This is a genomic window from Halomonas maura (assembly GCF_030409305.1).
GTDB lineage: Bacteria > Pseudomonadota > Gammaproteobacteria > Pseudomonadales > Halomonadaceae > Halomonas > Halomonas maura.
On record NZ_JAUFPQ010000023.1, the window covers coordinates 199,511 to 215,733 of the forward strand.

Annotated in this window: 12 protein-coding genes; 6 read left to right on the plus strand and 6 right to left on the minus strand. The window is 70.4% G+C overall.

Annotated features, from left to right (window positions below; genetic code table 11):
- Window positions 1-120 precede the first annotated feature (120 nt).
- Window positions 121-738: a LysE/ArgO family amino acid transporter gene (locus tag QWY76_RS15695; protein ID WP_290312238.1), complete on the minus strand. Its 618-nt coding sequence runs from the start codon at window positions 736-738 to the stop codon at window positions 121-123.
- Window positions 739-828: 90 nt separating this feature from the next.
- On the opposite strand from QWY76_RS15695, the gene QWY76_RS15700 reads away from it, so the two are divergent.
- Entirely contained in the window at window positions 829-1,698 is an 870-nt protein-coding gene (locus QWY76_RS15700) for a LysR family transcriptional regulator ArgP (RefSeq protein WP_290312239.1), read from the plus strand.
- Between the two features lie 271 nt (window positions 1,699-1,969).
- Here QWY76_RS15700 and QWY76_RS15705 read toward each other — a convergent pair whose 3' ends face one another.
- Window positions 1,970-3,373 carry a GGDEF domain-containing protein gene (locus QWY76_RS15705; protein WP_290312240.1) on the minus strand — a complete coding sequence of 468 codons (1,404 nt, stop codon included), beginning with the start codon at window positions 3,371-3,373 and terminating at the stop codon, window positions 1,970-1,972.
- A gap of 264 nt (window positions 3,374-3,637) precedes the next feature.
- On the opposite strand from QWY76_RS15705, the gene QWY76_RS15710 reads away from it, so the two are divergent.
- Window positions 3,638-3,949 carry a hypothetical protein gene (locus QWY76_RS15710; RefSeq protein ID WP_290312241.1) on the plus strand — a complete coding sequence of 104 codons (312 nt, stop codon included), beginning with the start codon at window positions 3,638-3,640 and terminating at the stop codon, window positions 3,947-3,949.
- A gap of 334 nt (window positions 3,950-4,283) precedes the next feature.
- Here QWY76_RS15710 and QWY76_RS15715 read toward each other — a convergent pair whose 3' ends face one another.
- A complete protein-coding gene (locus QWY76_RS15715) occupies window positions 4,284-5,165 on the minus strand; it encodes a PhzF family phenazine biosynthesis protein (RefSeq protein ID WP_290312242.1) in 882 nt (293 codons plus the stop codon).
- Window positions 5,166-5,264: 99 nt separating this feature from the next.
- Here QWY76_RS15715 and QWY76_RS15720 point away from each other — a divergent pair, with 99 nt between their 5' ends.
- Both QWY76_RS15720 and QWY76_RS15725 read left to right on the plus strand, forming a co-directional pair.
- Window positions 5,265-6,224, plus strand: coding sequence for a LysR substrate-binding domain-containing protein (locus QWY76_RS15720; protein WP_290312243.1), 960 nt, complete (start codon window positions 5,265-5,267; stop codon window positions 6,222-6,224).
- Window positions 6,225-6,467: 243 nt separating this feature from the next.
- On the plus strand, window positions 6,468-7,274 hold the full coding sequence (locus QWY76_RS15725; protein ID WP_290312244.1) for a DUF5602 domain-containing protein: 807 nt from the start codon (window positions 6,468-6,470) through the stop codon (window positions 7,272-7,274).
- A 121-nt stretch (window positions 7,275-7,395) separates the two neighbouring features.
- On the opposite strand, the gene QWY76_RS15730 is transcribed toward QWY76_RS15725, so the two are convergent.
- Window positions 7,396-10,566: an efflux RND transporter permease subunit gene (locus QWY76_RS15730; RefSeq protein ID WP_290312246.1), complete on the minus strand. Its 3,171-nt coding sequence runs from the start codon at window positions 10,564-10,566 to the stop codon at window positions 7,396-7,398.
- Window positions 10,567-10,639: 73 nt separating this feature from the next.
- On the minus strand, window positions 10,640-11,839 hold the full coding sequence (locus QWY76_RS15735; RefSeq protein WP_290312247.1) for an efflux RND transporter periplasmic adaptor subunit: 1,200 nt from the start codon (window positions 11,837-11,839) through the stop codon (window positions 10,640-10,642).
- A gap of 266 nt (window positions 11,840-12,105) precedes the next feature.
- On the opposite strand from QWY76_RS15735, the gene QWY76_RS15740 reads away from it, so the two are divergent.
- Together QWY76_RS15740 and QWY76_RS15745 are read left to right on the plus strand one after the other, a co-directional pair.
- Window positions 12,106-13,089, plus strand: a complete 984-nt coding sequence (locus QWY76_RS15740; protein ID WP_290312248.1) for a LysR family transcriptional regulator — start codon at window positions 12,106-12,108, stop codon at window positions 13,087-13,089.
- A 282-nt stretch (window positions 13,090-13,371) separates the two neighbouring features.
- Window positions 13,372-14,259 (plus strand): LD-carboxypeptidase, encoded by an 888-nt coding sequence (locus QWY76_RS15745; protein ID WP_290312250.1) that lies wholly within the window; start codon window positions 13,372-13,374, stop codon window positions 14,257-14,259.
- A 75-nt stretch (window positions 14,260-14,334) separates the two neighbouring features.
- Here the strand turns inward: QWY76_RS15745 and QWY76_RS15750 are convergent, their stop codons facing one another.
- Window positions 14,335-16,140, minus strand: a complete 1,806-nt coding sequence (locus tag QWY76_RS15750; protein ID WP_290312251.1) for a C1 family peptidase — start codon at window positions 16,138-16,140, stop codon at window positions 14,335-14,337.
- Window positions 16,141-16,223: the final 83 nt, after the last annotated feature.

Sequence of the window (16,223 nt, forward strand, 5' to 3'; positions counted from 1 at the left end):
GGCGCCCGCTCCCGGGGCTCGGGGACCCGGCTGACATCGCCCAGGCACGGGCAGGCGACGGGCACCCCGGTCGCCGGCAGCCAGAGGCTCTCCTCGCATCGCCGGCATCGGCGCGCCGGGTCAGGCCAGCCCGCCGAACCCGCCGCCGGCCAGTTGCACGGCGATGATCGCCATCATCACGCCGATGCCGCCGTCGATCGCCCGCCAGGCCCGCGGCCGCGACAGCCAGGGCGAGAGCAGCGCCCCGCCCCAGGCGAGCAGGCTGAACCACAGGATGGAGGCGCTGCCGGCGCCGGCCACGAAGGCCCCCGCGCTGTCCTGCTGGGCGCCCACCGAGGGGATCAGCAGCAGGGTGTCCAGGTAGACCTGGGGATTGAGCACGGTGACGGCGAGGGTGGCCAGCACCACCCGGGAGACGCTGCGGCCCCGGGCCTCGGCGACGGCCAGTCCCTGGCGTCCGGCGGTTGCGCGATGCAGCGCCTGGAGGGCCAGCCCGCCGAGAAACGCCACCCCCAGCCAGCGCAGCGCCTCCAGGGCGCCGGGCATCGACAGCAGCACGGCACTCACGCCGAACATGCCGGCGGTGACCAGCAGCAGGTCGCTGCCCATGCACAGCCCGGCGGACCACCAGTGGTGCTCACGGCGCACGGCGAGCCCCAGCACGTAGGCGTTCTGGGCGCCGATGGCGACGATGATGCCACCGCACACCACCAGCCCGGTCAGGTAACTCTCCAGCATCGATCGTCCTCCCTGAAGGTGAGGAGGCCAGCCTAGCGGCGAGTCGTTATACTGAAAAATCATCCTCCTAATGCTGCATCACTTTTTCTTATGCTCGACTACAAGCTGCTCGAGGCGCTGGCCACGGTGATCGAGTGCGGCGGCTTCGAGCGCGCCGGGGAGGCGCTCGGCCTCTCGCAGTCGGCGGTCTCCCAGCGCATCAAGGCCCTGGAGATCCGCCTCGGCCAGCCGGTGCTGATCCGTCACCCCCACCTCGAGCCCACCCCGGCGGGACGGCGGCTGCTCAACCACCACCAGCAGGTCCGGCTGCTGGAACGCGACCTGCGCGCCGCCCTGCCGACCCTCGAGGCCGCCTCGCCGCGGCTGCGTATCGCCCTCAACGCCGACAGCCTGGCGACCTGGTGGGGCGAGGCCGTGGGCGCGTTCTGCCGGGCCGAGGGGGTGCTGCTCGACCTGGTGATCGAGGACCAGGACGTGGGGCTCAAGCGCCTGCGCGACGGCGACGTGGCCGCCTGCCTGTGCGCCAGCGACCAGCCGATCGCCGGCGCCCGCTGCGTGCCGCTGGGCACCATGGTCTACCATCCCTACGCCACCCCGGCCTATATCGCCCGCTACTTCCCCGAGGGGCCCACGGAGACGGCCTTCCGCCAGGCCCCGGCGATCGTCTACGGCCCCCACGACCAGCTTCAGCACCGCTTCCTCGCCCAGTGCGGCTATCACGGCACCTTCCCCCACCACCTCTGCCCGTCCTCGGAGGGCTTCGTGCGCCTCGCCGCCGGCGGCGTCGGCTACGGCATGATGCCGCGCCTGCAGGTGGCCTCGCTGGTGGCCGAGGGCCGGCTGGCGAGCATCGCCCCGCAGCGCTCCCTGGCGGTGCCGCTCTACTGGCACTTCTGGCGCCACAGCGGTGAGCTGCTGGCGCGGCTGACCCGGATACTGGGCGATATCGTGCTGCGCTAGTCTCGCCCTCGGGCGAGCCAACCCGGCCATCGGATCAGGGCAGGACGCGCGGAGGGCTGCCCCCCGACGGGACCGGCATGGCGTCATCGGCGGGCCAGACGCATGACCCCGAGCCACATCCTGATGACCGATGACCACGCCCCCGCGGCCACCCTTCGGGATGCTGCGCCCTGACGAACGCCGGCATGCGCTCGCGCCACTTCGTCGCGGCGAGCCGGCCGGACATGGGCGCCGGCGGCCCGCTCCCCCGAGGGCGCTCCGGGCCGGCGGGTCAGTCGTGGGCCGGCCGGGGCGGGATGGCTCCCGTCGCCGGGGCCTCGGCGCCCGAGGCCCAGGCGCGCTTGCGGGCCTTGCGAGCGAACATGCGCGACTCGGCCTGCGCCACCAGCGTCGACAGCGCGGCGCTGTCATCCGGGGCGATGACCGCCTCGCCCTGGCTGTAGTCGATGACGAAGGACTGCCCGGGGCGGGCATTGAGGGCCTGACGCTCTCCCTCGAGCCGGGTCAGCAGGCGCGTCAGGTGCTCCGGGTGCATGCGCATCAGCACGGCGAACTCGTCGCCGCCCAGGCGGGCCACGATGTCGCTCTCGCGGGTGTGGGAGGCCAACAGCCCGGCGAAGTCGGCGATCAGCCGCGTGCCGGCCTCGTAGCCCCGCTCGTCGTTGACCCGCTTGACGCCGTCGAGATCGAAGAACAGCAGCGACAGGGGCTCGCCCTCTCGCCGCGCCAGGCGGCGTAGCTGTTCGCCCAGCACCGTGAAGGCCTGCCGATTGTAGACACCGGTCACCGGGTCGCTCAGCGAGAGTTCGCGCAGGCGCGCCTCCAGGCGAGCGTGCCAGCCCCCCACCAGCAGCAGCGTGACCAGCAGCAGTGTCGCCTGCGCGGCCGCCATGAGCGCCGCCGCCAGGGGGCTGAGCGACGCCGGCGCCAACCGGCTGATCACGGCCACGATGAGGAAGGGCAACAGCATCACCAGCGGCCAGCCCCGGCGCAGCAGGCCACCGGCGCGATCCGGCATCGCCAGTAGCGAGAACAGCCCCGCCCTGGCCTGGTCAGCCAGCTGGGCCAGGGTGAGCATCGACAGGCCGGCCAGGGTGGGCAGGGCCAGCAGCGGGCCGGCGTCGGGAGAGAAGCTTCCCAGGGCCGCGAACAGCCGGACGCCGTCGAGGGTCAGCACCAACGCCAGTTGTGCCACCAGCAGGGCGTCCCGCAGCGCTACCAGGGCACGGCCGCGCGCCCGGGCCAGCAGCAGGGCCAGGCTCGCCAGCATCAGGTGGCCGGCGACCGGCCATGCCATGCGCACGGTATCGGTGGCCAGCAGGGTCTCTCCCCAGCGGGGCCCCGCCCCGGCCAGGTGAGCGACCAGCGCCAGGCCGGCGAGGGCCATCGCCAGGCCGCCGCCCAGGTAGCGGGCCGGGCGGCTGGCGACGATCCACCCGGCGAGCCCCAGCTGGCCGAGCGCCAGCAGCAGGCAGGCCGCCGCGGTGCTGGCCGGCATCAGCGCCCAGCCCGATGGCAGCCAGCCGCCGAGCGGGGCGACCGCCCAGCCGAGCAGTACCGTGCCCGCCAGGATCGCGACCATCACCGACACGGCCACCTGGAGTTCCGTCAGTCGCCCGAGCCACTCCGCGTCGGTTCGCGGGTCCGTCGCGGCAGTCGTTTCGTCCTCGCTCACCTCGCTCTCCTTCCTCTGTGGTTCCGCTTCCCTGCGGGTCCCCAAGCGCCGACCAGGGGCGCGGGACGTCTCCGGCCAGTGCCCGGGCCGGCCACGCCTTCGGTGTGGAATCAGTTAAGCGAAAACCTCTGACCCGCGCAATGCTGCGGCACGGAACGGCTGCGCGGCGGGGCAAAATCAGATAGGCTGAACGGGCAACATCTTCAGATAACGGAGCAGCAACGACGACCGAGCATTCATTCCAAGCCAGCACCGGAGGTTCGTATGAGAGTCTACAAACCGGAGTGGCAGTGCACGTTTAGCGTGAACGAGGGCGCGGAAGAATCGGCCGACTGGAAGCAACGGCTCGCCTGGCAGCTGCGGGCATTGGCCGACCGGCTGGAAGGGAGCGGAAGAACGCTCAGGATCGACTGCAACGTCATACCGGAAGTCAGCCGCGAAGAGGTGGACACCTGCCTGGGCAAGGGCTTCGCCGTGACCCAGGGGCTGCTCACCCAACTCGCCCACCAGGCCGCCTGCGAGGGTGTCATGCGCGATGCCAGGGCCGAGCTGTTCGAGGAACACCCTCAGCTCTGAGCGGCGCGATCCCCCGGCAGTCGCCCTTACCGCACCCCACTGCGCCACGCGCCGGTGGGGTGTTTTGCATCGGGCTGCCGGTGTCGGCGCGCCCCTGGCCAGCTGCGTGACGCCCCCGGCTGTTCCGGCCGTCTGGATGCATCAGGCGCCACGGCGGCTCGGCGTCATCCAACCTTCATGCTGCATCGCAGCATAGAGCGACTATACTGGAAGGGTCTCCCCCAAGGAGGGTCGCCATGATGACGTCCACCGCTCCCCTGTTCGATGCCTATGTCCTCAAGTGCTGGGCGGCGTTCGCTCGCCAGCAGACCGCCGCTCGGGACGCCATCGCGGCCTACCTCGACTGACACCTCGCCACGCAGGGCGCGTCGCCCGCTGTCGCCTCGAGGTCCACCGCCGTGCCGGCCACCACGATCCCACCGGTGGGCGGCACCCCGACCTCGATCCGGCTCGGCCGTCCCATGGCCTCGCCCTGCAGGATCGTCAGCCGGCAGGGCGTGTCGATCAATCCCGCCGCCCGCAGGTAGCCGCCCAGCGCCGCCGCCGCGGCGCCGGTCGCCGGGTCCTCCACCACCCCGCCCACCGGAAAGGGGTCCCGGGCATGAAAGCGCGTCGCCGACTCGCGCCACACCAGCTGCAGGGTGGTGAGGCCCTCGCGTTGCATCAGCGCCTTGAGTGCCGCGAAATCGTAGCGCAGGTCATCGAGCCGTTGCTTGGTGGCCACGGCCAGCACCAGGTGCCAGGCCCCGGCATAGGCCAGCGCCGGCGGCAGTGCCGGGTCCAGCTCATCGGCCTGCCAGCCGAGGCTTGCCAGGACCGCCTCGACCAGGTCGGGCGCGGCGGCCCGGTGGTCTGGCGTGACCGAGACCAGCGAAGTCCGCCAGTCGCCGCCAATGCGTTCCACCGTGACCGGCACCTCGCCGACCGCCGTGGCCAGCCGATAGGTCCCCGCGCCCTCGAGGCGTCCCAGCAGCACCCCGGCGGCCACGGTGGCATGGCCGCAGAAGCTGACCTCGGCCTCGGGGCTGTAGTAGCGCACCTGGCGGGCCTCGCCATGGCGTGGCGCGAGGAAGGCGGTCTCGGAATAGCCCACCTCGGCGGCGATGCGGCGCATGGTGTCGGCGTCGGGCAGGGCCTCGCCCAGCCAGACGCCGGCCGGGTTGCCGCCCCGGGGGGCACGGGTGAAGGCGGACAGGCGGTAGAGGGTGCCGGTCATGGGAGGTCTCCGGTTCGTGGGGGATGCCTCGCATTCTGGGCTTAGCGGGTGTAATAACAACCTAGCGTTTCTCACCCACAGGCCTATCAGGAGTAAGCCATGCCCGCGTTCCCTCGCCTGCCCCTGGCCACCCTGCACGCCTTCGAGGCGGCGGCCCGGCGGGGCAGTTTCAGCGCCGCCGCCGACGAACTGCACGTCACGCCCGCGGCCGTCAGCCATCGCATCAAGGCCCTCGAGGAGGCGCTCGGGCTGCGGCTGTTCGAGCGCAAGGTACGCGGGGTCGCCCTGACCGACGCCGGTGCGCGCTACCGCGAGCGCATCGCCGAGGCCTTCGTGCTGATCGAACGGGCCACCCGGGAGCTGCGCCAGCCGAGCCTCGACGGCCCATTGCGGGTGTCGGCGCCCCAGGCCTTATTGCAGCAGACCCTGCTGCCGCGGGTGGGTGAGCTGCTGCACCGCCATCCGGGACTGGCACTGACGCTGGTGGGCGACAACCGCCTGGCCGACCTGCGTGACGGCGAGGTCGACCTCGCCATCCGCTTCGGCACCGGCGACTACCCCGGCCTGCGGGTGCTCCCCCTGCTGGACGATGCGATCACAGTGGTGGGCCCGGGCGAGGGCTCGCCGCTGCCGAGCGACTGGCGAGACGCCTGTTTTATCGAGGACGCCGGCGCCCTGCCCGGCGAGCCCTGGAGCCACTGGGGGCCCTGGTGGCGCGAGGCCGGCCTGCATGATCCCCAGGCACTGCGGCGCCTCGGGGTCTCCGACAGCGGCCTGGCGCTGACCGCCTGCCGACAGGGTCTGGGGCTGTGCCTCGCCCGCCTCTCGGTGGCCCGGGAGATGCTCCAGCGAGGCGAGGTGGTGGCGCTGCGCCGCTGGCGGCGCAGCGAGTTCAGCTACTATCTGGTCAGCCTGCCGGCGACCGCCGAGGCGCCCCGTGCGGTCGCCTTCGGCGACTGGCTCGGGGAGGCCCTGGAACCGCTGCGCCGGGCCATGGAGGCGGCGATCGGCCCCTCCGCCTCAGCGCCACCATCGGCCAGCAGACCGCGGGCCGTCTGACATCTCCCGCCCGTCGCCGCGGCCGCCAGGCACTATACTGAATGGGCCAACGCCAACCGCCAGCGCAGCGGTCAAGGGCGTCACGCCGGGAGCGCTTCATGCCTCCTGCCGCACGCGACACCCCCTCCCGAGATGACCCGGCCATGGCGGGCAAGCTGCCTGTCGCGTCCGGCAACGACACCGGCGGCGGGCCTTGATGCCAGACCCACGCCTGTCGGCCCGGCACCTATCGTGGAGGGGATCATGACCATCGTGAATGTTGCCAGACTCCGCCGACTCGGCGGGGTATCGGTCGTGGCGCTGGCCATGGCGGGCACCGCCCTGCCGGCCCTCGCGGAGCGCATCTCGTGGGGCGACCCGGTGGCGGTCGGTGACGGCCAGGCCAGGGTCGCCGTCAGCGAACAGACGGACGGCATCCCGAGTTCGGTCGCCGTGGTGCTCAGCGCCGGAGTCCTGGAGGGGCTGCCGACGGAGACGCCGGACCAGCATGAATGGGAGTACCTGCTGCCGATGCCCGAGGACTCGCCGATCACCGGCTATCAGCATATCGGGCTGAACTGGAATCCCCACGGCCATATCCCCGAGGGCATCTACTCGGTCCCCCACTTCGACCTGCACTTCTACCTCATCGACGAGGCCGAGCGGCAGGCCATCACCTTCCAGGGCCCCGACCGGGAGGCGCGCCTCGCCCCGCCGGAGAACACGCTGGTGCCGGCGGGCTACATGATCCCGCCCGACTCGGCCGTCGAGCGCATGGGCGTCCACGGCATCGATACCGACAGCGAGGAGTTCCATGGCCAGCCGTTCACCCGCACCTTCGTGTACGGCTACGACGCCGGCAGGCTGATCTTCCTCGAACCGATGGTCGCCCTGGACTACCTGCGCTCACGGCCGGTCGACACCCTGCCGGTGAAGACACCGGCCGCCTACAGCCTTCCAGGCTACTATCCCGGTCGCTACCGCGTGGTCTACGCACCCGCCACCGACGAGTACCGGGTCGAGTTGCTCGATCTGCGTCCCTTCCCGGCCACGCCGGCCAAGACCCTCTAGCTCCCGCTCACGGCTGCCTCGTCTCAACGTCGCGGCTCTCCGGCCCGGCCGGCGATGCGGGCGTTGGGATGGGGCCCCGGGGCAGGCCGAGCGCAGCAACGCCAAGGGCATCGGCAGACGCTTATGCCGGGGACTCGCCCTCCGCCGGCAAGGCGTCCTGCGGCGCCCGACGGCCGCGCTCGACCAGCTTGCGCAGTGCCACGTAGAACACCGGGGTGAGGAAGAGGCCGAACAGCGTGACGCCGAGCATGCCGGCGAACACCGCCACGCCGAGCGCCTGGCGCACCTCGGCGCCGGCGCCACTGCCGAGCATCAGCGGCACCACCGCCGCGGTGAAGGTGATCGAGGTCATGATGATCGGCCGCAGGCGCAGGCGGCAGGCCTCCAGGGCCGCCTCGATGATGCCCTTGCCCTGTATCTCCAGCTCGCGGGCGAACTCGACGATCAGGATGGCGTTCTTGCACGCCAGGCCGATCAACACCACCAGCCCGACCTGGACGAAGATGTTGTTGTCGCCCTTCATCAACCACACCCCGAGCAGCGCCGAGAGCATGCACATCGGCACGATCAGGATCACCGCCAGCGGCAGGGTCCAGCTCTCGTAGAGGGCGGCCAGGGCCAGGAACACCAGCAACACCGACACCGGGAACACCACCAGCGCGGCGTTGCCCTGGGTGGCCTGCTGGAAGCTCAGGTCGGTCCACTCGAAGGTCATGCCGCCTGGCAGCACCCGGGCGGCGAGCTCGCTCAGCGCGTCCATCGCCTGCGCCGAGGACAGCAGCCGCGGATCCGCCTCGCCGGCCAGGTCGGCGGCGGGATAGCCGTTGTAGCGCAGCACCGGGTCCGGGCCGAAGCTCTGGCTGATCCGCACCATCGAGCCGATCGGCACCATCTCGCCGCGCTCGTTGCGGGTGCGCAGATTGGCGATGTCCTCGACGCTGTCACGGTAGGGGGCATCGGCCTGGGCGATCACTTGCCAGGTGCGGCCGAACTGGTTGAAGTCGTTGACGTAGGTCGAGCCGAGATAGGTCTGCAGGGTGTCGAACAGCTCCGTCAGCGGCACTCCCTGGGCCTTGGCCTTGGTGCGGTCGACGTCGGCATCGAGCTGCGGCACGTTGGCCTGGTAGCTGGTGATCGGGAAGCCCATGCCCGGCGTCTGCGCGATCGCCCCCTGGAACGCCTGCACCGCGCCTTGCAGCGCGCCGTAGCCGAGCCCCGCCCGGTCCTCGATGAACATCTGCCAGCCGTTGCCGTTGCCGAGCCCCAGGATCGGCGGCGGCATGAAGGCAAACGCGAAGCCCTCCTGCAGACCCGCGATGTTGCGGTTGATCTCGGCGTTGATCTCGGCCGCCGTGCGGTCGCGCTCGGCGAAGGGCGCCAGGGTCAGGAACACCACCCCATTATTGGGCGTATTGGTGAACTGCAGCGCATTGAGGCCCGGAAAGGCGACCGTGTGGGTCACGCCCTCGGTCGCCATGGCGATCTCGCCGACCCGGCTCAGCATTGCATCGGTGCGCGACAGCGAGGCCCCTTCCGGCAACATGACACCGGCGATCAGGTACTGCTTGTCCTGGGTCGGGATGAAGCCCGGCGGCACCGCCTTGAACAGCACCCCGGTCGCGGTCAGCAGCAAGGCATACACCACGAACACCGCCCCACGCCGGCCCAGGATGCGCGAGATCGCCCCCTGGTACTTGGCCGAGCTGCTGCCGAAGCCGCGGTTGAAGGGACGGAACAGCCAGCCGAACAGCAGGTCGATCAGCCGCGTCAGGCGGTCCTTGGGCGCGTCGTGGGGCTTGAGCAGCATCGCCGCCAGCGCCGGCGACAGGGTCAACGAATTGATCGTGGAGATCACCGTGGAGATGGCGATGGTCGCCGCGAACTGGCGGTAGAACTGCCCGGTGACCCCGGACAGGAACGCCATCGGCACGAATACCGCGCACAGTACCAGGCCGATGGCGATGATCGGGCCGGACACCTCCTTCATCGCCTGGTGCGCGGCGGCAAGCGGTGTCAATCCCTCTTCGATGTTGCGCTCGACGTTCTCCACCACCACGATGGCGTCGTCGACCACGATACCGATCGCCAACACCAGGCCGAACAGGGTCAGGGTATTGATCGAGAAGCCCAGCAGATAGAGCACGGCGAAGGTACCCACCACCGACACCGGCACCGCGATCAGCGGAATGATCGACGCCCGCCAGGTCTGCAGGAACAGCGTGACCACCAGCACCACCAGCAGCACCGCCTCCAGCAGGGTCTTGACCACGGCCTCGATCGAGTCGCGCACGAAGATGGTGGTATCGTACACCGCCTCGTACTCGACGCCCTCGGGGAACCACTGGGCCAGCTCGTCCATGCTGGCGATGACGTTCTCCTGGATCTCCAGCGCATTCGCCCCCGGCGCCTGGAAGACACCGATGGCGACCGCGTCATTGCCATCGAGCTTCGAGCGCAGCGTATAGTCGCCGGCGCCCAGTTCCAGGCGGGCGACGTCGGCCAGGCGCACGAGCTCGCCGTCGGCGCCGCTCTTGACCACGATGTCGCCGAACTCTTCCTCGGTGGTCAGACGGCCCCGGGCGTTGATCAGGGTCAGGAAATCGCTATCGGGCATGGGCTCGGCGCCGAGCTGGCCGGCCGAGACCTGCACGTTCTGCTCGCGCATCGCCCGCACCACGTCGCCGGCGGTGAGCCCGCGCGCGGCGATCCTGTTCGGGTCGAGCCAGGCGCGCATGGCGTAGTCGCCGCCGCCGAAGATCTGCGCATCGCCGACCCCCGGCAGGCGCGCCAGCGCGTCCTTGACGTGCAGACGGGCGTAGTTGCGCAGGTACAGGGTGTCGTAGCGGCCGTCCTCCGCGGTCAGGTGCACCACCATCAGGAACGTCGGCGACTGCTTCTGGGTGGTCACGCCCTGTCGGCGCACGTCCTCGGGCAGCCGCGCCAACGCCTGGTTGACCCGATTCTGCACCTTGACCGCGGCATCGTCCGGATCGGTACCGGGGCGGAAGGTCACGGTCATCTGCAGCACCCCATCGGAGCCGGCCACCGACTTGAGGTACATCATGTCCTCGACGCCGTTGATCTCCTCTTCCAGCGGCGTGGCCACGGTCTCGGCGATGACCTTGGGGTTGGCGCCGGGATAGACCGTGCGTACCACCACCGAGGGCGGCACCACGTCCGGGTATTCGCTGACCGGCAGCAGCGGGATGGTGATCGCCCCGGCGATGAAGAGGAGGATCGACAGCACCGCGGCGAAGATCGGGCGGTCGACGAAAAACTTCGCGAAGTCCATGGCACTACTCCTCCGTCATCGGGGCGAGCCGCTTTCAGGCATGTCCCGGAGAACCTGTCGACGGCAACCGCCGTCAGTGAACGGCCGAGAGATCGACCGTCGGCCGGGGATCGCTCATGTCGACGCGTTGCGCGGCCACCGGCATGCCCGGAACGAAGATGCGCTGCGCTCCGCGCACCACCACGCGGTCACCCGGCTCGAGCCCCGACTCGATCACGCGCAGGCCCTCGGCCATGCGCCCGAGGCGAACGTCGCGGCGCTGGGCGAGTCCCTGGTCGTCGACGACATAGACGTACTTGCGGTCCTGATCGGTCAACACCGCCTTGTCATCGACCAGCATGGCGTCGTCGGCCCCCTGGCCGCGCAGCTGTACGCGCGCGAACATGCCCGGCGCGAACTGCCCATCGCGGTTGTCGAGCACGGCACGCATCAGCATGGTGCCCGCCGAGGCGTCGAGCCGGTTGTCGACGAAGTCCACCTCGCCCCGGTAGGGGTAGCCGCTGTCGGACGCCAATCCCACCCGCACCGGGGTGTGCGCCTCGCGCGAACTGGGCCGCTCGCCGGAACGCGCCATGGCGCCATAGCGCAGGTAGCTCTGCTCGTCGGCGTGGAAGTGCACGTGGACCTTGTCCAGGGAGACGATCGAGGTCAGGGGCGAGGCTTCGGACACCAGGTTGCCCGCGGTGACCAGGGCCCGCCCGGTACGCCCGGCGATCGGCGCGCGCACCTCGGTGAAGGCCAGGTTCAGTCGCGCCGTGTCGACGCGCGCGCGGGCGGCCAGCAGCTCGGCCTCGGCCTCGGCCGCCGCCGACCGGCGCTGATCCAGCAGCTCGCGGGAGATGGCGCGACTCTGGCTCAGCGCCTCGGCCCGGGCGGCCTCGCTGCGGGTCAGTCCGACCCGCGCCTCGGCATGCGCCAGCTCGGCCTCGGCTCGCGCCAGTTCGGCCCGATAGGGACGCTGATCGATGACGAACAGCACATCGCCCTGGTCGACGACACCGCCCTCGATGTAGTTGACGCGCTCGACGTAGCCGGCCACGCGCGGACGCAGCTCCACCGACTCCACCGCCTCGATACGACCGGTGAATTCGTCCCAGTAGCGCACGTCCCTGACCACCACCTCGGCCACGCTCACCTCGGGGGGTGGCGGTGCCGATGGTTCACCGTCCGCCTGGCTATCGCAGCCGGCCAGCACTCCGGCTCCCAGCAGCAAGGCGATCATCAGGGACACTCGCCGGGGCCGCGACTGCTGGAACCTCTCGTGGACATGCATGGGAGTTCCTCCCTATCCCGTCGTGAATCGGCACCGACACCGCTCCTCTGGTGGAGGGCGATCTGCCGTGATGACTCCTGAGTCGTCTCAGCAGGCGCAGAATCGACACGGCCGGGGCACAATGAATGGCCAACCATAGAGCGGCTAAGGCGACTTGATTAGACGGGTCTCGGGGGAAATACTGTTCCACTGACGGGACAGTGTCCGTGCCCCCCGCCCTGCTTCACTCCTCTACGAATGCCACTGGCACGGCAAAGGACAACACCATGTCGCAGGATCTCAACGACGTTCTGATCTTCGCCAAGGTCGTGGAGCAGGGAAGCTTTACCGCCGCCTCCCGCTTGCTGCACATCCCCAAGACCACGGTGAGCCGCAAGGTCCGGGAACTGGAGCAGCGCCTGGGCGCCCGGCTGCTGAACCGCACCACCCGCCAGCTGGGCCTGACCGAAGCCGGCGCCGTCTACTTCGAGTATTGCAACCGCATCGCCCGGGAGTTGAGCGAAGCGGAGCACGCGGTGCATCGGCTCGAGGAGAGCCCGCGCGGCTGGCTAAGGGTCACGGCCCCCTTCACCATGTGCACCGAGTTCACCTCGATACTGGTGCAGGATTTCCGCAAGCGTTATCCCCAGGTGCGGGTCGAGCTGATCCTCTCCAATGAGCGCCTCGACCTGGTGGCCAACCAGATCGACGTGGCGATTCGCGTCGGGCCGCTGGCGGACTCCAGCCTGGTGGCCCGCCCCCTGGCCAGGCATCGCTCCTACGTCTATGCCAGCGGAGACTACCTCGCCCGGCACGGCGAGCCCCGCCAGCCGGCGGACCTGATCCATCACCCGGCGCTGGCGAAGGCCATCGACCGGCGCGGCCACCGCCATGTGTGGCAGCTTCGCAACGGCTCGCGCCGGGAGGAGGTCGAAGTCGATCCCGTGGCCATCGCCAACGACCCCTTCGTCCTGCGTGGCCTGCTGCTCGAGGGGCAGGGCATCATGCTGGCCAGCGAGATCGTGGCCTGCCTGGGCCCGGAGGACAGCCGGCTGCACCGCATCCTCGACGGCTGGGAGGGCCCCGAGATCGAGCTGTATGCGGTCTTCCCGGGCGGCCAGCTCGTCTCGCCCAAGGTGCGCACCTTCGTCGATTTCGTCGTCGAGCAGATGCGCATCAAGATGCTGGCACCGCTCCCGCCGGGCCAGGCACCCGTCGCCCCGATCGCCGCCCCCGCAGACGCAGCGGAGTCCGTGGACGCACCGGCCTGACGGGCACGGGCGTACCGCCCCGGGACGAGGTGGCCGGCTCCGGCTACGACGACCGCGCGTCTGACGCGAGACTGGGGCAGGCTGCCGACACCCGTCGAACGGCAGTGAAACGCGCGCTTCCGCCGGACCCGACAGCGGCCGTCGGCCCCGCAAGGAAGGGCGCCGGGGAGGCTCGCCATGCGTGCTTCCCTGGCGCCTGCTGCCGTCGAGGTCGTGACAACGGGCGCCTGCCTGCCGACAATGCCATCCTGTCCCTTATGCTCGCCACAGGATCACCCCGCCATGTCGCTCGCCGTCAGCCTGATCGCGCCCTCGTCCTACACCGACCCGAAGGCCGTGGCCGCCGGCATCCGGGGCCTGTCGTCCCTGGGCGTCGAGGTGCGCGTCGTGGAGCCGCTGCAGGCCCCCGAGCGCTATCTGGCCGGCAGCCGCGAGCGGCGCCTGGCCCAGCTGCATGCCGCCTATGACGATCCCGCGAGCCAGGCCGTCTGGGCGGTGCGCGGCGGCTATGGTGCCGCCCAACTGGTGGCGGGCATCGACTGGGCCAGGCTGGCGGACCACCCCAAGCCGCTGATCGGCTATTCCGACGTGACCGTGCTGCTCGACCAGTGCCATCGCCGCGGGCTGCCGGCCATCCATGGGCCGGTGGCCAAGGCCGCCGGCGGCCTGCTCGCCGGCGACGCCGACCGGCGGGAAGTGATCCGCCGCCAGTTCGAGGAGACCCTGGAATTGATCCGGGGAGGCGTGCCCCTCGACTACCCGCTGATCGCCCACCGGCCGGCACCGCCGAGCCTGCAGGGTCCGGTGGTGGGCGGCAACCTGGCCACCCTGGCGAGCCTGATCGGCACCCCGGCGGCCTTCCGGGCCGCGCCTGGCGCGCTGGTGATCCTCGAGGACGTGGGCGAGCCCTACTACCGCCTGGAGCGGGCCCTGTGGCAGCTGGTGCATGCGGGGGCCCTGGACGAGGCCGCGGCGGTGTGCCTGGGCACCTTCGAGGGCTGCCCCCCCTACGGCGAGACGACCCTGGAGGCGATCTTCACCAAGACCCTCGCTTCCCTCGCGCTGCCGCTGTTCAGCGGCCTGCCCATCGGCCACGGCCTGCACAACCGCCCCTGGCGCTATGGCGCCACCGGGCGCATCGAGAACGGCTGCCTGAGCATCGCGGCATGACGCCCGCTTGCCGGGATGCCCTGCCTCGTCCGGGTCGCGTGCGCCGGGAGCGCCGGGATACCCGGGCCGCCGACGTCAGTAGTCCAGTTCTTCCGCCACGAAGGGGCGCGCGGGCGCCTTGCCCAGTATCCGCCTCAACACATCGTTCAGGGTGGAGGGGTCATTGTCGAAGCCGCCATGGCTGAGGCTGGCGCTGCGCTGGGAAGGCTCCCCCTCGCTGTAGACGAATTCCACCGGCAGGCCGGCCAGGTCGAGCCGGGAGTTGTGGACCTGCATCCCCAGCAAGGGCATCGTGGGCGCCTCCTCGAAGGCCCTCGAGACCAGATACAGCAGGGACTTGCCGTACACCTCGGCCACATGGTCGTCCCGCTCCAGGCGGTCGGAGAGGTTGTAGATGCACAGCTCCTTGAGGTGTCCGTGCTCCAGCAGCGGCACATAGCGTTGCTCGAACAGGGCATTGGTCGCCGCCGGGGCGAGCAAAGAGCAGGTGCGGATCTCGAGGTCGGGCAACAGCGTCGCGGCTCTCGTGAGCAGGTGGGCATGCAGGATGGCGCCGGTGGAGTGCCCCACCACGTGGAGCGGGATCTCCCCGTCCAGCGGGGCCAGCAGCCTGCCGAGCGCATCGCTGCCGTCGGCGCGCTGGGTGCCGAAGGGCTGCCTGGCGCCGAACTTCATCTCCCGCCAGAGTGCCCTGCCGACCTTGCGGGTCAGGTCCTCGATACGCCGGTCGAGCCAGTCGCGAATATCGCCGGCGACCCGTTCGGCTTCCAGCCGCTTGCCGAGGATCACGTCGCGGAGCTCCTCGACCAGACCGGTGTCGTACATGACATGGAACGGATAGATGCCGTTGGCCAGGAAGACGCCCTGCATGGCGGCGATGCGCCGCGCCGAGGCCTGGGTGCTGTTCAGGCCGCCATGGGCATACAGCAGCAGATGCTCGAAGTCGCGCTGCTTCAGCCGATGCTGCACCAGGGCCATGTGCTGACGGTTGCTCCAGTAACGCCCCTTGTCGTGGTAGGCGCCGTCATCGAGATGCACGAAATGGTTCTCGATCTTCTGCCTGGGCACGGAGCCCCGGGCGGCCAACCGGTTGCCGGCAGACTGGTCGCCCGCCCGCTCGGCGAAGATCTGCGGGGTCGGCAGGGCGAGCTGCACCACCCAGGCGTCGAGGACGTGGCGCGCCCAGTCGGCATACGGCCAGAGCGCGAGTCCGCCCTGCCCCCAGCCTTGCCTGCCCCAGGAGTTCTGCACCCAGAACCCCTTGCGGTTGTAGCCGACGATCGCGAAGGCGTGACCGCCGACGATGTCCGGCGACTCGGGGATATGGGCCTCGCCGTCCTCGTCCGCCACCGGCTGGTACCACCCCCTGTGCACCCTGGCCGAGACGTAGATCACCCCGACCTCGTTGAGGGCGGCATGGAAGTCGGTGATCTCGGGGCGCAGGCGATAATAGGCCCCCAGGGTTCGCTGCCTGGCATCGCCCGCCATCTCGGGCGTGATGGCGAAATGCCGCTGGCCCTGCCGGAAGGGGGCCAGCTGCTCGAGGCAGACCCCCGAGTTCCGCCAGCCCTTGATCGCCCCACGGCAGCTGGAGCCCTCGTAGTCCTCGCCCGGCCATTCATCGTAACGCCTGGCCAGCTCGTAGAGCATCCGCGGGCTGACCTTGTGATCCTGGCGCTGGAAGCGATAGAGCAGGTTGATGGTCGCCGCCAACCCGAAACCGGTACAGGCCCCTTGCTGCCCCTGATCGAGGATATACAGGTCCTGGGGGGGCGTGATGGCCTCCCGGAGCGGGCGCAGGGAGGGCGTGTAGAAGCGGTCGCGGAAGTCGGGGGCGTCGGCAACGACGTTCAGGGCGGCGGCGGGAGGATGACCAGGCATGACGGAATCCCCTTTACAGGCGTGCCGCGTCGGCACGAGGCCCAGGCACGGCGGCGGTACTCGCGCGCTAGACCTCGGGCGCA

What these genes read in the sequence shown, in the direction of transcription:
- QWY76_RS15695 (WP_290312238.1), bottom strand. Translation starts at nt 738, where the DNA reads ATGCTGGAGAGTTACCTGACCGGGCTGGTGGTGTGCGGTGGCATCATC.
- QWY76_RS15700 (WP_290312239.1), top strand. Translation starts at nt 829, where the DNA reads ATGCTCGACTACAAGCTGCTCGAGGCGCTGGCCACGGTGATCGAGTGC.
- QWY76_RS15710 (WP_290312241.1), top strand. Translation starts at nt 3,638, where the DNA reads ATGAGAGTCTACAAACCGGAGTGGCAGTGCACGTTTAGCGTGAACGAG.
- QWY76_RS15715 (WP_290312242.1), bottom strand. Translation starts at nt 5,165, where the DNA reads ATGACCGGCACCCTCTACCGCCTGTCCGCCTTCACCCGTGCCCCCCGG.
- QWY76_RS15720 (WP_290312243.1), top strand. Translation starts at nt 5,265, where the DNA reads ATGCCCGCGTTCCCTCGCCTGCCCCTGGCCACCCTGCACGCCTTCGAG.
- QWY76_RS15725 (WP_290312244.1), top strand. Translation starts at nt 6,468, where the DNA reads ATGACCATCGTGAATGTTGCCAGACTCCGCCGACTCGGCGGGGTATCG.
- QWY76_RS15730 (WP_290312246.1), bottom strand. Translation starts at nt 10,566, where the DNA reads ATGGACTTCGCGAAGTTTTTCGTCGACCGCCCGATCTTCGCCGCGGTG.
- QWY76_RS15735 (WP_290312247.1), bottom strand. Translation starts at nt 11,839, where the DNA reads ATGCATGTCCACGAGAGGTTCCAGCAGTCGCGGCCCCGGCGAGTGTCC.
- QWY76_RS15740 (WP_290312248.1), top strand. Translation starts at nt 12,106, where the DNA reads ATGTCGCAGGATCTCAACGACGTTCTGATCTTCGCCAAGGTCGTGGAG.
- QWY76_RS15745 (WP_290312250.1), top strand. Translation starts at nt 13,372, where the DNA reads ATGTCGCTCGCCGTCAGCCTGATCGCGCCCTCGTCCTACACCGACCCG.
- QWY76_RS15750 (WP_290312251.1), bottom strand. Translation starts at nt 16,140, where the DNA reads ATGCCTGGTCATCCTCCCGCCGCCGCCCTGAACGTCGTTGCCGACGCC.